Raw genomic sequence first — 14507 nt, 5'->3', positions numbered from 1 at the left:
AGAATGAGCTCAAATTCAAATAATCGCCATGAGTTGGTCGAGAAAAACGTTGGTCTACTCGCGATCTTAATTGTTATCGCAATCAGCTTTGGTGCTTTAGTAGAAATCACCCCGCTTATTTTCCAAAAGCAAACGACTGAACCTGTAGAAAACCTACGCGTTTACTCTGCTCTGGAAATGGAAGGTCGTGATATTTACATTCGTGAAGGTTGTAACGTATGTCACAGCCAAATGATTCGTCCTTTCCGCTCTGAAACTGAACGTTACGGTCACTACTCTGTAGCTGGCGAAAGTGTTTGGGAACATCCATTCCTATGGGGTTCTAAGCGTACTGGCCCAGATCTAGCGCGTGTTGGTGATCGTTACTCTGATGAGTGGCACCGTGTTCACCTTCTCGACCCTCGCGAACTTGTTCCTGAATCAAACATGCCTGGTTTCCCATGGCTTGCTGAGAATGTACTTGATGGCAAATTGACTAAGCAGAAGCTTGAAATCTTCCGTAATCAATTTGGTGTTCCTTACACAGACGAACAAATTGCTAACGCTAAACAAGATGTTGAAGGAAAAACAGAGATGGATGCAATCATCGCTTACCTTCAATCGCTTGGCCACGCAATGAAATAAGGAATAATTATGGACATTATTACATTTCAAAGTGTTTGGACTGTTACTGTTTTTGCTTGTTTCATCGGCATCGTTTGGTGGGCTTTCGGTAAAAATCGTAAGTCGCGCTTCGACGAAGATGCAAACCTAGTGTTCGCTGATGAAGCACCTGCGAAAGATAAAAATCAAGGAGTGACGAAGTAATGAGTACATTCTGGAGTATTTGGGTAACAGTCATCACAATCGGTACGCTGATTGGCTGTGCAGCCTTACTTCGTTGGTGTTCCAACGATAAAACAGGTGTAGAAGAAGGTCATGACATGGGCCATGAATACGATGGTATTCGTGAGCTTAATAACCCATTACCTAAATGGTGGACATACCTTTTCGTTAGCACAATTGTGTTTGCAGCTGTTTATCTTGCTCTATACCCGGGCCTTGGCAACTTTAAAGGTCTACTAGGTTGGACGAGTTCAAACCAAACAGTTCGTAGCGTAGAAGAGTCTCGCTCTGCAATCGCTGCAGCTCAAGCTAACAAACAGTTAGATGAGTACGCAAAAGAGCTTGATGACGCGAACACTTACTTTGGCGAAGCATTTAAAAAGCTAGCTCATGATGAGAACGGTCTTCGTTCTGTTCCTGACATTGCATCAGATGCTGACGCAATCAAAGTTGGTCAACGCTTGTTCCTGCAAAACTGTTCTCAGTGTCATGGTTCTGATGCTCGTGGTCAAAAGGGCTTCCCTAACTTGACTGACGATGCATGGCTATATGGCGGTGAACCACAAGCGATCGTTACTACCATCATGCATGGTCGTGTCGGTCAAATGCCAGCGTGGAAAGACGCACTTGGCGAAGAAGGCGTTAAAGAAGTGGTTAGCTACACTCTTAGCCTTTCTGGTCGTAGCGTGAACGTACGTGAAGCAGAAGCTGGTAAAGCACGTTTCGTAGTGTGTGCTGCGTGTCATGGTACAGATGGTAAGGGTAACCCTGCTGTTGGTGCTCCTGACCTAACAGACCGCGATTGGTTGTTTGGCGATTCTCGTGCTGATGTAACTGAAACAGTAATGAACGGTCGTTCTGGTGTAATGCCGGCTTGGAAGGACATCCTCGGAGAGGATAAGGTACAGCTCGTCGCTGCCTACGTCTGGAGCCTCAGCAACTCAGATAAAGAGTAACATAATAATAACAGCCCCTTCTTAAGGGGCTGTCTTTCTTTTACAGTTATAACCTTAAGTGTTTGTAAAAATTAGTTTTATTTCATTGGATATATTGAGAATAATAATATGGTACAACCTTGGTATAAGCAGTTTTGGCCGTGGTTTTTGATCTTCCTAACCGTTGGCGTTTCTATGCTAACATTGGTTCGAGTCGCGATACTTACCAACCATTCAGTTAACGTTGTCACTGAAGATTACTATAAAAAAGGTAAAGGTATTAATGTCGACATTTCAAAAGTAAACGTTGCTAAAAAGCTTGGCCTATCAGCTTCAGTTAGCGAGAAAGGTAACTCAGTTATCATTACCCTAGACAAAGGCAAGCTAGACCACTTCCCTGCTATTAGCGCAATGTTCGTGCACCGAACGCTCCCTGACCGTGATTTTACTCAGCTACTGACCGCTGATGCGAGCGGCAACTACACGTTGACTCTGGACCATGAAATGCAAGGTCCATGGTTTATCGAGCTTTCTCCGCATGATTCTGAATGGTTAGTGCAAGGTCGCATGAACTTCCCAATTGATACTCCTACTCAACTAACGAACTAAAGCTTATGTGTGAATCCTGTTATCACTGCGGTGAAGATGTACCAGCGGAAACGGATTTTAAAGTAGAAATCTTAGGATCGGTTCGACCGATGTGTTGTCCAGGTTGCGAAACTGTAGCCCAGACAATCGTTGATAGCGGTTTGGTCTCTTATTACCAATATCGTACCGCTCCGGCTGAAAAAGCGGATCTAGTTCCAGAGCAACTTCTGGCACTCAGTCATTACGACAACGAAGATGTTCAATTGGAGTTCGTCCGTAACTCTGAAAATACATCTGAAGTGACATTGTCACTCGAAGGTGTCTCTTGTGCTGCTTGTGCATGGCTTATTGAAAAGCAAGTCTCTTCAAAGTTAGGGGTTGTTAGCATTCGTGTTAATACCACGACTAACCGCGCCCTGCTCAGCTGGGACAACACTCAGGCTAAACTGAGCGAGCTGTTGTCTGCAATCCATACCCTAGGCTACAAAGCAGCGCCATTCGAGGCTGATCAACAAGAAGCCGCCTATCATCGTTCGATGAAGAATTATCTCTATCGTCTTGGTATTGCTGGTTTAGCGACCATGCAAGTCATGATGTTAGCTGTAGCGCTCTACCTCGAAGTATTTGGCAGCCTTGAACCTGAATTCAAAAGTTACTTCCGTTGGGTAAGTTTGATCTTCGCAACACCTGTTCTCCTATACTCTGCGTTACCTTTCTATATTAATGCGTGGCGCAGTATTAAAGGCCGAACATTGGGTATGGATGTACCCGTTTCGATCGCTCTGCTATTTGCTTACGTTGCGAGTTTAGTGGCAACAGTGACAGAGCAAGGTGAAGTGTTCTTTGAATCTATCTCGATGTTCACCTTCTTCTTGTTGCTTGGTCGTTTCCTTGAGATGCGCGCGCGTCGTAAAGCGGCAGCCGCTAGCGGTAACCTGCTTAAGCTCGTTCCTGCGATGGCGACAACGCTAGACGGTGAGCAAGTACCGGTAAAAACCTTAAAAGTTGGCGACCAGATTCGCGTTCTACCGGGTGAACATATTCCCGCAGATGGCAAAGTATTGTCTGGCAGAATTCATATCGATGAATCCATGCTGACTGGCGAATCTATCCATGTGGTTAAGAATGAAGGTGATACGGTCTTTGCTGGCACATTGAACGGTGATGAATCGTTTGAATTGGAAGTGATGACCTCTAAAGCGGATTCGGTTATTTCTAATATCGTTCGTCTTCAAGATGAAGCTCAATTGTCTAAACCCCGAATTGCTGAAATCGCCGATGTGGTGGCTCGATACTTTGTCGCGGTTATCTTAATTATTTCATTTGGGACTTGGTTCTACTGGCATCAAACACGACCAGAAGACGCTTTCTGGATCATGCTTTCAGTATTAGTAGCGACCTGCCCTTGCGCTCTGTCTCTTGCGACGCCGACGGCGATTACGTGTTCAACATCTCGTATGGGTAACTTTGGTATTTTGCTGCGCAAAGGTCACGTATTTGAAACCTTGTGCAAGGTAAACCACTTGATCATCGATAAAACGGGCACTCTGACTGAAGGTGATATTCGTATCAGTAAAGTTGAGACGTTTGCTGACCTTGATAAAGACACTTGTTTGCAAGTTGCAGCAAGCCTAGAGCAATACGCTAACCACCCTATCGCTAAAGCGTTCAAAACTTATATTTCTGATGGTATCGAAGTAGAGTCGGTAAACAACGTGATTGGCTCGGGCATTACTGGCGAGTTGAATGGGCAAGAAGTGGCGATTGGTAGCAGCGAGTTCATTCTAGGTGAAGATCAGCCATCTGAAAGTAATGGTATTTACTTGTCGATGTCTGGTCGTCATATTGCAACATTCACTTATGAAGATCCGATTCGTAAAGAAAGTATCGAGTTCATTAAGCAATTCAAAGAAGCGGGAATCAAAACTACGCTGCTGACTGGAGACTCTTTGATTAATGCGAAGCCTGTTGCAGCAGAGATTGGTATTACTGACATTGTTGCTAACGCGAAGCCGGAAGACAAGCTGGCTTATTTAAACTCTAGAGACGCAAGTGACATCACCATGATGGTTGGTGACGGTATCAATGACGCCCCTATTCTTGCCGGTGCTCACCTGTCTGTTGCTATGGGCGGCGGTACTGATGTGGCGAAAGCCTCTGCGGATATGGTGCTATTGGGTGATAAGCTCGATAGATTACTTAAGTCCCGTACTTTGGCGCTAAAAACGCGTAGGATAATCCGTGAAAACCTAGCTTGGTCACTAGGATATAACTTACTTATTCTTCCTTTGGCTGTCGCAGGTTTGGTTGCTCCATACATTGCCGTTGTTGGCATGTCTGCTAGCTCTATTATTGTAGTATCTAACTCGTTAAGGCTTTTAAAAGAGCAAGGTAAATAATGGAAAGTTTATACATACTCATTCCAATTGCGATCGTACTTGTATGTATCGCGGTTGGAATCTTTCTATGGGCAGTGAAGAGCGAGCAGTTTGAAGACCTTGAACGCCAAGGCCATAACATTCTGTTTGATGAAGATACTAATGTTCATCATCATTCTGATAGTAAACCTGTCAAGAATGAGAAAGCTAACGTAGAAAGCCAAACTAACTTAGACAAAAAGAACGATGACGCCTGATTGGATTGGCGCTTTTGTTGTTGGATTGATCGGAGCAGGCCATTGCATGGGAATGTGTGGTGGTATTGCGTCGCTTCTTTCGATTGGCAACAGTAAACCTTCGCCTGTCATTCCCCTGCTTTATAACTTAGGGCGCTTGCTAAGCTATGCTGTGATTGGCGGTGTTATTGGTGGTGCAATCTCTTCGATAGGTCAACTGAGCGATTTTAATGCTCTGCTGGGCTGGCTGCGTTTGTTTGCTGCTGGTTTTATGATCGTCTTAGGTTTGTATATTGGTAAATGGTGGTTTGGCTTGTTGTTCTTTGAAAAAGTTGGACAGAAGCTATGGCGTTATATCTCTCCTTTAGGCAAATCATTTCTACCATTGAAGCACCCTAGCCATGCTTTACCTTTTGGTTTTATCTGGGGTTGGCTTCCATGTGGTCTTGTTTACTCAATGCTAACGTGGGCAGCAGTGTCAGGAAGTTGGTATAACGGAGCGGGTATCATGCTTGCTTTCGGTTTAGGTACTCTTCCAGCGATGCTCACGGTTGGAATGGGCGCCAATTTCCTCAAAAAACTGCAACAAGCTGACTTATTTCGCCAGTTTGGCGCAATTTTAATCCTCATTTACGGCTTCTATACCGGTTATATGGCGCTACAGCTCATTATTTATACCGTATAGCGGTGTCTTTAATCCGGTTTTTTTACTACCCTTTAGGATTAAGGAATGCTAAAATATTGACGTATATCAAATAGTGAAAGATTGTTATGATTTCTGAAAAGCCTGTGACGAAACGAGTTCAGTCTGGTGGCTGTGCGATCCACTGCCAAGATTGTAGTATTAGCCAACTCTGTATCCCATTTACTTTGAATGAATCTGAGCTAGATCAACTTGATCAGATCATTGAAAGAAAGAAACCTATTCAAAAAGGCCAAGAGCTATTTAAAGCGGGAGACGAACTTAAGTCTCTTTATGCTATTCGCTCTGGAACGATTAAAAGCTATACGATTACCGAGCAAGGTGATGAGCAGATTACTGCATTCCACTTAGCGGGCGATCTTGTTGGCTTTGACGCGATCACGGGTGATGAACACCCTAGTTTCGCTCAAGCTTTGGAAACTTCTATGGTATGTGAAATTCCATATGAGATTCTCGATGACTTATCAGGGAAAATGCCTAAATTGCGTCAGCAGATTATGCGTTTGATGAGTAATGAGATTAAAGGTGACCAGGAAATGATTCTGCTTCTTTCTAAAAAGAACGCGGAAGAGCGCCTTGCGGCATTCCTTTACAACCTTTCAACTCGCTTCTCTCAGCGTGGCTTCAGCCCTCGTGAGTTCCGCTTAACGATGACTCGTGGCGATATTGGTAACTACCTTGGTTTGACTGTTGAAACAATCAGCCGTTTGTTAGGTCGTTTCCAAAAAGCGGACATCTTGAGCGTTAAAGGTAAATACATCACTATCGAAGATCACGATGCGTTGATGGAACTTGCTGGCGTTTCAAAAGAATAGTCTAGATATCAATGATGTAGTTCAATAATGAGCTACATCATGTTTCTCTCTTAAAACCTCTTATATTTCTCTTATTCTCTCCATAACTACGCTACATTATTTATATGTTCGGTCTGAAAAGTAGGCTTAGTTATGAGTATCTATAACAAAATTTTAGTTGTCGCAGACATTAATCACGATGAGCAACCTGCTCTAGTTCGTGCTATCCAACTTGCCAAGAAAAGCACCTCAACAAGCCACATCACTTTCTTTTTGTCGATCTACGACTTCTCGTATGAAATGACATCTATGCTCTCTGTCGATGAGAGAGACGCAATGCGCAAAGGCGTAATTCATCAGCGTGAAATTTGGATGAATAAGGTTGCTGCTCCTTACCTTGATGATTCTATTGAATTTAACGTACAAGTGGTTTGGCATAATCGCCCGTATGAAGCGATCATTGCTGAGGTTTACAGTGGTGAGCATGACATTTTGATCAAAGGCACGCGTAAGCACGATACCTTAGAATCGGTCATATTTACTCCAACCGACTGGCATCTATTAAGAAAGTGCCCTAGCCCAGTGCTGTTGGTTAAAAATGATTTCTGGCCAGAACACGCGAAGATCTACGCTTCCGTTCATGTAGGCTCTGAAACAGAAGCTCACTTAGAGCTCAATGATACGATGGTCGACAGATTACTTGAGATCACTGGTCGTTTGGATGCTGAACCTTTCTTGGTGAACGCCTACCCGGTGACACCAGCGAATATCACAATCGAATTGCCAGAGTTTGATCCAACCTCTTATACTGATGCAGTTCGTGGCCATCACTTAACCGCGATGAAAGCACTGCGCCAGAAACACGGTATGTGTGAAGAGCAAACCGTGGTTGAGCAAGGCTTGCCTGAAGATGTTATTCCTCGTGTAGCGTCTGAACACAATGCTGCTATGGTTATCCTTGGTACAACAGGTCGTACTGGCTTGTCTGCCGTGTTTATCGGCAATACTGCGGAACATGTCATCGACAAGATTAACTGCGATGTACTGGCTCTTAAACCGTCAGGTTACGTTAGCCCTCTCGATCCGAACCTGTCTAAATAGCTGATTTTTAATTATAAAAAACGCCTCAAGCAATGCTTGAGGCGTTTTTGTTTATCTAAAGCTTGCGCGATTCCAACAACAGAATCGTTTATATCGCGTTATACGTTAGTTACGTCGATGAACATTGACTCATCAATGTTTGAAGACGAGATTTCAGCTTCTTCGAATTCGTATGCTTTGCGATCTTCGCTACGATCCAGTGGAAGGTTAATGAAATCAAACAACTCACGGTCAGCCAATTGGCTTGGGCTCACGTTCTGAATTGACTTGAAGACCTTCTCAACACGGCCTGGAGTCTGTTTATCCCAATCAATTAGCATCGCTTTGATGTTTTGACGTTGCAGGTTTTCTTGAGAACCACACAGGTTACACGGAATGATCGGAAACTCTTTATGCTCTGCGTATTTGATTAGGTCAGTTTCGCGACAGTAAGTCAGAGGACGGATTACAACGTTACGACCATCGTCAGAGCGAAGCTTAGGTGGCATAGCCTTAAGGCGAGCACCGTGGAACATGTTCAGGAACATAGTCTCAACAATGTCGTCTAGGTGGTGACCTAGAGCAATCTTCGTTGCGCCAATCTTCTCTGCAAACGAGTACAAAGTACCGCGACGCAGACGTGAACAAAGGCCACAAGTTGTCTTACCTTCCGGCACTTTTTCTTTTACCACTGAGTACGTATCTTTATCTACGATGTAGTAAGGAATGTTCAGAGTTTCAAAGTACTCAGGAAGAATATGCTCAGGGAACCCCGGTTGTTTTTGGTCTAGGTTTACGGCAACAACATCAAATTTGATGGGTGCTGCTTCACGCAAACGTAGCAAAATGTCTAGCATCGCAAATGAATCTTTACCGCCACTAATGCACGCCATTACTACGTCATTCTCTTCGATCATGTTGTAGTCGACGATGGCATTCCCAACATTTCTTCTTAGAAGTTTCTGAAGCTTGTTGAATTCAAGTGTATCTTTTTTATTTTCGTTTTGGTTCATTGCGACTCTCACACCGTCGTATTACCGACTGTAGATTGCTAGTGGGACTGTTTTAGGGCGTGGATTATACGGATTTTTATTTCAGGTTGGAACAGTAATGGCAGGATAAACAAGCCAACCAGGAGAAAGATTCCGCCTTATCATACGATCTGTCCTCTAGCGGTGAGAAAAATATGTCTTAATAAGAGGTTAGAATCAAAGATGAAAGGCCGTTGAGATATGTGATTTGGCAAGGTTTAGGTTTAGGTTTAAGACTTTAAACGAAAACAGCCTGTTCAAAGAAGAACAGGCTGTTTCGTTAAGATCTTAAGCTGAGCAAACAGATTCTGGCTGGTCGCTATTATTGCGCTGGGATGTAAGGCAAAACGCGAACTGTGGCTTCTGGTAACGTGATGCTGTCACTTCCATTCAGTTCGTCCAGCGTGAATTTCGCACGCCCTTCTTCAATTGGGATTTGCTTACCGTTAGACAGAGCAATATTGCCTTCAAGTTTACTATCAAATTCTAGCGTCAAACCTTGAATATCAGGAGTGAACCAACTAGAGAACATGCCGCTGAGGTCTTCTAGCATCGCTTGCATCTGTGGTAAAAGGTTTTCTAACTGTGCAACCTCAACCGTTCCAGCCAAAGGCTCCTGAGTCATTACGACGAGCGAATACGCACATTCTTGTTCTTGGGTTTGTACAAAGATAAGAGGGTTTGCTGAGCGTAGGTTTTTATCTACCGGTAGAAGCAGCTCATTCGCAGGAGACACTTTTAACTCTTCGTAATGCTCTTCTTTCTCCATCCAAGCTTTGCTGATGTGGCAGGTTTTCTGTGCTTGTTGGTCAACAAAGAAGACCGCAACTTTGACATCATCGTGCCCTTCTTTGGTATTGTTTTTCAGCTGAGTATAGAGTTTAGAATACGTGAACATGTATTCTTGTGCCGAAGCTGGGAGAGAAACGCCAAGGCTTAAAGTGGCTAATAGAGCGAGTACTGTCTTTTTCATTATTATAATCTTGTCGAAGTTGAGCGTTTATAAATAGAAAGAGCAGCCAATGAGCTGCTCTTTTTGTGATGTTACTTGGTGTCAGCCGACTTTCGAAGGCAACCAAGTTGGTATCAAAATGAGTTACTTTTTCCAGTATACCTTGTTGTGACGGATCATAGCTTGTAAATCAGTCACATAGTCTGAACCTCGCTCAGAATATTTTAACAAGCCGTTGGTGAGCTCTGCCGCTGTTTCGGTAGTTAAAAGATCATCACCTTGTGCAGCAAGTTTTGCACGAATGGCTCTTAAATCAGCGTAAGCACGGTTGCGGTTAAGGTTCATGAAGTAACGATGCACCGATTCTTGGCTTGAAGAGAATGTTGCTACTTCATGCGAGCTACCTTCGTTACGTTGTAGCGGAACAAGTCCACAACCTTTGGTGTAACACCAGTGTCCGAAATAGTTGTTGGCTTTGGTGGCGAAACGCGATGCCCCCCAAGCCGATTCATTAGCAGCCTGTGTCAGTACCAGCGCCTCTGGCAGTACGTTGACACGGCTCAGCACCTCTGTCAGCCATGCCTGATCTAAACCTTCACTAGGCACTGGTAAGCTGTACAACTTCCCTAACCTTTTCGCATAAGACGCGTCTTCAGAGTCAATATTGCTCAAACCAGATTCAGATAGCTTAGTTAAAAACGCGCGTTCTTTGGTGATACGTTTGTTTTCAATATTGATGCTTGGGCGAAGGAACGAAAAGAATGTGTCTTTTTTTACGTTCACATCTTCGATGGCAGCAAAATTTGGTCGATCTGAAGCCACGGTCAAATCACCAAACTCACTTGATGTATTTGAACTTTGGTCTGCCGAACGTCGGCGCTCTTCTTCTTGGTAAATGTATGGACCAACCAGTGAGATAGACCCCACAATCGCTAGTGCAGTTACCTTTAGCGCAAGTGATTTACTTGCGCTGCCTTTGACATTATTACGCATCGAACACCTGAGGGTTTTTGTTTTTGTTACCATCGTTACTGTTGTTGCCGTCGTTATTACTGTCGCCGTTGCTGTTGTCGTCATCACTATTAGGTCGATCTGACGCAATAACCTTCAGTTTGATACCAAACATTTCACGGTAGATGATGCCTTTCACATGAAAGAAGAACGGAAGAACGAATATCAAGCCAATGCCGTACATCATTGCTGCCACAATGAACATCAGCATAACCATTAAGTAGATAGATGCGACGACGAAGATTTTCTTATTTACCGCTCTTAGAGAAAGCAGCAACGATTGCATTGGCGGTACTTTCTTATCACAAATCAGCAGAATTGAATTGCTGAATGCTAGTGAGAAGTAGATAGACAAAAATGGCAAAAGCATACCTGCGATGCCTTGAAGCATGAGGCTGAACAAAGTAACGAGAATGACTGGAACCGTGAACTGTAAACCTTTTCCGATATGACGCACTTTGGTTTGTAAGCCTGCGACGTGGCTCATTGCCATTAAACAGATGCCAGCATAGATAGGCGCGCTGATTACTTCGTAGCTAAAGTTAGCAATAAAAATGGATTCAACGACCTGTGGTGTAAATGCCTCTGGGTCGATAACCGCGTCTAAGATAATCGCGGGGTCACCAAGCTGCAGTTTTAGTGCGATATAAAAGATAGCCAATTGCACGAACATCAGCGCAACAATCGCAGGGGAAAACGAAAGAAAGTGACTTATCGTATGTTTCCAAGCTTCTTGGAATACAGCCGTTGCTTTGAGCTCATAATCGCCGGAAAGTGCACGGTCGATACTACCGCCCAAATTAAAATCTTTTTCGATGTCGTTGTTCATATTGATACCTAGGTGCGCCAACTAAACGAAGCCACCTAACTTATTGATAAAAAATTGCCTTCATTATACCCATATGTCGGCTGCAAACTAAAATATGAATCTGTAACAAGGCTTGCTTTTGCGTCTTAATGGTTAATAATTAGACACTTGTTAGGGTGTGAACCCAATAAATAACAGTATGGTAAAGGATGTTTACTTTTACCTACGAATTTTTTTATCTCTGAATGGTAAAAAATGCTTTGAATTCACGTTTTTGGTGATTATGATGCGCGCCTTAAAGGTGTATAGCAACAGGTCTCAAATAGAACCAAGGTGGAGAAAAACAGACGTTGAACGCTAAAAAATCAGTAGGAAAGCCAGTCGTACAGTTAACTGGCATTAGTAAAAGTTTCGATGGTAAGGAAGTCATCGGCAATCTTGATCTAAACGTAAATCATGGTGAGTTTCTCACGATATTAGGCCCGTCCGGTTGCGGTAAAACTACGGTACTAAGAATGATTGCAGGGTTTGAAACGGCAGATAGTGGTGAAATACTATTAGCCCAACAGAATGTAACCCAAGTTCCTGCTGAACAAAGGCATGTTAACACTGTATTCCAAAGCTATGCCCTATTCCCACATATGACCGTTTTCGATAATGTGGCATTTGGTTTACGCATGCAGAAAGTGCCAAATACTGAGATTGAACCTCGTGTTATGGATGCTTTAAAAATGGTGCGCCTAGAACAAATGGCACAACGAAAGCCACACCAGCTATCCGGTGGCCAACAGCAACGTATTGCAATCGCTCGTGCTGTCGTTAATAAGCCTAAAGTTCTTTTGTTGGACGAATCCCTATCTGCTCTTGATTACAAGCTACGTAAACAGATGCAAATCGAGCTTAAACAACTGCAACGCCAACTTGGTATTACGTTCATTTTTGTAACGCATGACCAAGAAGAGGCGCTGTCTATGTCTGACCGTATTATTGTTATGCGTGATGGCGTGATTGAACAAGACGGGACACCAAGAGAAATTTACGAAGAGCCTAAGAACTTATTTGTTGCTCGTTTCATTGGTGAAATTAACGTATTCGAAGCGACCGCGAAATCTCGTCAAGATGAAAAACGCATTGTTGCGACAATTGAAGGTGAAGAGTCAATTATCTATTACGATAAAGACGTATCACCGGGCCAAAAATTGCAAGTACTACTTCGCCCTGAAGATCTTCGTATCGAAGAAATTAAAGAGTCGGACCAAAGCGGTATTGTTGGCCACATTGTCGAGCGAACCTACAAAGGTATGACATTAGATTCAGTCGTAGAACTTGAATCTGGTATGCGTGTCATGGTTAGCGAATTCTTCAACGAAGATGACCCTGATGTTGATCACTCACTGGGCCAAAAAGTTGCAGTAACTTGGGTTGAGAGCTGGGAAGTGGTGTTAGAAGATGAGCAAGAAGTTTAATTTACAAAACGCGATTGTTGCTTTAATCACAGGTTGGTTAGTGCTGTTCGTGATGATTCCAAACATCATGATCATCGGCACTAGCTTTCTAACTCGTGATGAAGCGAACTTGATCGAGATGACCTTCACTCTCGATAACTACTTGCGTTTGGCTGATCCGCTGTATTTTAAAGTGCTGATGCACTCTTTCTATATGGCGATTGTCGCAACCCTACTTTGTTTAATTATTGGTTACCCATTTGCCTATATCGTGGCAAAAATGCCTACGAAATGGCGCCCAATCATGTTGTTCTTAGTGATTGTGCCATTCTGGACCAACTCTTTGATTCGTACTTACGGGTTAAAAGTGGTTTTAGGTACACAAGGTGTGTTGAACAAAGGTTTGTTGGCGTTAGACATTATCGATAAGCCACTTCGTATCATGTATTCAGAAACGGCAGTAATGATTGGGTTAGTATATATCCTATTGCCTTTCATGATTTTGCCGTTGTACTCAGCGATTGAAAAGCTAGACGATACTTATTTAGAAGCGGCTAAAGACTTAGGTGCGAACAAACTTCAAACGCTATTGAAGGTTGTTTTACCCCTAACGATGCCAGGCATTATCGGTGGTTGTTTACTTGTATTGCTCCCTGCGCTTGGAATGTTCTACATTTCAGACTTGTTGGGCGGTGCTAAGAACCTGTTGATCGGTAACGTCATTAAGAGCCAAGTGTTGAATGCCCGTGATTGGCCGTTTGGCGCCGCAACCAGTATTGCACTGACTACTGCTATGGCCGTGATGCTTTATGCCTACTACCGTGCAGGCAAGTTATTGAATAAGAAAGTGGAGCTAGACTAATGGGTCGCACAGTTAAGTTCAGCTTTATGGCGCTGGTATACGCTTTTCTATACCTACCTATTATCGTATTAATTGCCAACTCTTTTAATGCCAATAAGTTTGGTATGAAATGGGGTGGCTTTACCACCAAGTGGTATGACGCGCTGATTAACAACGATAGCCTAATGCAGGCTGCGTGGCACTCGATCAACGTCGCGGTGTTCTCAGCAACTGCGGCAACGATTGTTGGCAGCCTGACAGCAGTAGCCCTATTCCGTTACCAATTTAAAGGTAAAGGCATAGTCAATGGCATGTTGTTCATCGTGATGATGTCTCCAGATATCGTAATGGCGATTTCGCTTCTTGCGCTATTCTTAGTTATGGGTGTACAACTTGGGTTCTTTACCCTACTTGCGGCGCACATTACTTTCTGTCTGCCGTTCGTTGTTGTTACGGTTTACAGTCGCTTGAATGGCTTTGATGTGAAGATGCTAGAAGCTGCAAAAGATTTAGGGGCAAGTGAATGGACGATTCTAAAACAGATCATCTTGCCTCTTGCTAAGCCAGCTGTTGCTGCGGGTTGGTTATTGAGCTTCACTCTGTCTTTGGACGATGTGATCATCAGCTCTTTCGTAACGGGTCCAACGTATGAAATATTGCCACTGAAGATTTACTCGATGGTTAAAGTCGGTATATCTCCAGAGGTCAACGCCCTAGCAACAGTGATGTTAGTGGTGTCGTTAGTACTGGTGATTATTTCCCAGTTGTTAGCGAGAGAGAAAATCAAGTAAGTCTCCTACTCTTTACTGAGACTGACTTGATAAGAAGTTAAAATACTTCAAGTTTAAAAAAATGTTAATCATAAACAGAATGGTAAATT

16 protein-coding genes are annotated in these 14507 nt (G+C 43.4%); 12 read left to right on the top strand and 4 right to left on the bottom strand.

The genetic code is table 11. The features are described from left to right. Positions 1 to 3: 3 nt before the first annotated feature. From ccoO to uspE, 9 genes are all read left to right on the top strand, one after another. Positions 4 to 624, top strand: a complete 621-nt coding sequence (gene ccoO / locus M4S28_RS09795; protein ID WP_004733677.1) for a cytochrome-c oxidase, cbb3-type subunit II — start codon at positions 4 to 6, stop codon at positions 622 to 624. Between the two features lie 9 nt (positions 625 to 633). After that, positions 634 to 807: a CcoQ/FixQ family Cbb3-type cytochrome c oxidase assembly chaperone gene (locus M4S28_RS09790; RefSeq protein ID WP_004733679.1), complete on the top strand. Its 174-nt coding sequence runs from the start codon at positions 634 to 636 to the stop codon at positions 805 to 807. Continuing rightward, on the top strand, positions 807 to 1781 hold the full coding sequence (ccoP, locus tag M4S28_RS09785; RefSeq protein ID WP_004733681.1) for a cytochrome-c oxidase, cbb3-type subunit III: 975 nt from the start codon (positions 807 to 809) through the stop codon (positions 1779 to 1781). Before M4S28_RS09790 ends, ccoP begins: the two co-directional genes overlap by 1 nt. Positions 1782 to 1889: 108 nt before the next feature. Next, on the top strand, positions 1890 to 2369 hold the full coding sequence (locus M4S28_RS09780) for a FixH family protein (RefSeq protein ID WP_004733683.1): 480 nt from the start codon (positions 1890 to 1892) through the stop codon (positions 2367 to 2369). 5 nt (positions 2370 to 2374) lie between these two features. Next, positions 2375 to 4747, top strand: a complete 2373-nt coding sequence (locus M4S28_RS09775; protein ID WP_249631723.1) for a heavy metal translocating P-type ATPase — start codon at positions 2375 to 2377, stop codon at positions 4745 to 4747. Next, a complete protein-coding gene (gene ccoS, locus M4S28_RS09770) occupies positions 4747 to 4983 on the top strand; it encodes a cbb3-type cytochrome oxidase assembly protein CcoS (protein ID WP_004733686.1) in 237 nt (78 codons plus the stop codon). Before M4S28_RS09775 ends, ccoS begins: the two co-directional genes overlap by 1 nt. Then, entirely contained in the window at positions 4973 to 5647 is a 675-nt protein-coding gene (locus M4S28_RS09765) for a sulfite exporter TauE/SafE family protein (protein WP_004733688.1), read from the top strand. The genes ccoS and M4S28_RS09765 overlap by 11 nt, the downstream gene beginning before the upstream one ends. A gap of 86 nt (positions 5648 to 5733) precedes the next feature. Beyond that, positions 5734 to 6480, top strand: coding sequence for a fumarate/nitrate reduction transcriptional regulator Fnr (gene fnr, locus M4S28_RS09760; protein WP_004733691.1), 747 nt, complete (start codon positions 5734 to 5736; stop codon positions 6478 to 6480). 132 nt (positions 6481 to 6612) lie between these two features. Continuing rightward, positions 6613 to 7560 (top strand): universal stress protein UspE, encoded by a 948-nt coding sequence (gene uspE, locus M4S28_RS09755; RefSeq protein ID WP_004733693.1) that lies wholly within the window; start codon positions 6613 to 6615, stop codon positions 7558 to 7560. 98 nt (positions 7561 to 7658) lie between these two features. Here uspE and ttcA read toward each other — a convergent pair whose 3' ends face one another. From ttcA to M4S28_RS09735, 4 genes are all read right to left on the bottom strand, one after another. Further along, a complete protein-coding gene (gene ttcA / locus M4S28_RS09750) occupies positions 7659 to 8552 on the bottom strand; it encodes a tRNA 2-thiocytidine(32) synthetase TtcA (protein WP_004733695.1) in 894 nt (297 codons plus the stop codon). Between the two features lie 340 nt (positions 8553 to 8892). Beyond that, the gene (locus tag M4S28_RS09745) at positions 8893 to 9543 is read right to left on the bottom strand and encodes a DUF2987 domain-containing protein (RefSeq protein WP_249631722.1); all 651 of its coding nucleotides are present in this window, start codon (positions 9541 to 9543) and stop codon (positions 8893 to 8895) included. Positions 9544 to 9666: 123 nt separating this feature from the next. Further along, positions 9667 to 10515, bottom strand: a complete 849-nt coding sequence (locus tag M4S28_RS09740) for a glucosaminidase domain-containing protein (RefSeq protein ID WP_249631721.1) — start codon at positions 10513 to 10515, stop codon at positions 9667 to 9669. Further along, on the bottom strand, positions 10508 to 11362 hold the full coding sequence (locus tag M4S28_RS09735; RefSeq protein ID WP_004733700.1) for a DUF2189 domain-containing protein: 855 nt from the start codon (positions 11360 to 11362) through the stop codon (positions 10508 to 10510). Before M4S28_RS09735 ends, M4S28_RS09740 begins: the two co-directional genes overlap by 8 nt. A gap of 329 nt (positions 11363 to 11691) precedes the next feature. On the opposite strand from M4S28_RS09735, the gene potA reads away from it, so the two are divergent. From potA to potC, 3 genes are read left to right on the top strand one after another with little or no spacing between them, the layout of a single operon-like run. Next, on the top strand, positions 11692 to 12807 hold the full coding sequence (gene potA / locus M4S28_RS09730; protein WP_249631720.1) for a spermidine/putrescine ABC transporter ATP-binding protein PotA: 1116 nt from the start codon (positions 11692 to 11694) through the stop codon (positions 12805 to 12807). Beyond that, entirely contained in the window at positions 12791 to 13648 is an 858-nt protein-coding gene (gene potB, locus M4S28_RS09725) for a spermidine/putrescine ABC transporter permease PotB (protein ID WP_004733704.1), read from the top strand. The genes potA and potB overlap by 17 nt, the downstream gene beginning before the upstream one ends. Then, positions 13648 to 14418, top strand: coding sequence for a spermidine/putrescine ABC transporter permease PotC (gene potC, locus M4S28_RS09720; RefSeq protein WP_009846722.1), 771 nt, complete (start codon positions 13648 to 13650; stop codon positions 14416 to 14418). The genes potB and potC overlap by 1 nt, the downstream gene beginning before the upstream one ends. The last annotated feature ends 89 nt before the right edge of the window (positions 14419 to 14507 follow it).

It is taken from the genome of Vibrio sp. J383 (assembly GCF_023503985.1).
In the GTDB taxonomy this organism is placed as follows: domain Bacteria; phylum Pseudomonadota; class Gammaproteobacteria; order Enterobacterales; family Vibrionaceae; genus Vibrio; species Vibrio splendidus.
This window is presented reverse-complemented; position numbering and strand designations above follow the sequence as displayed.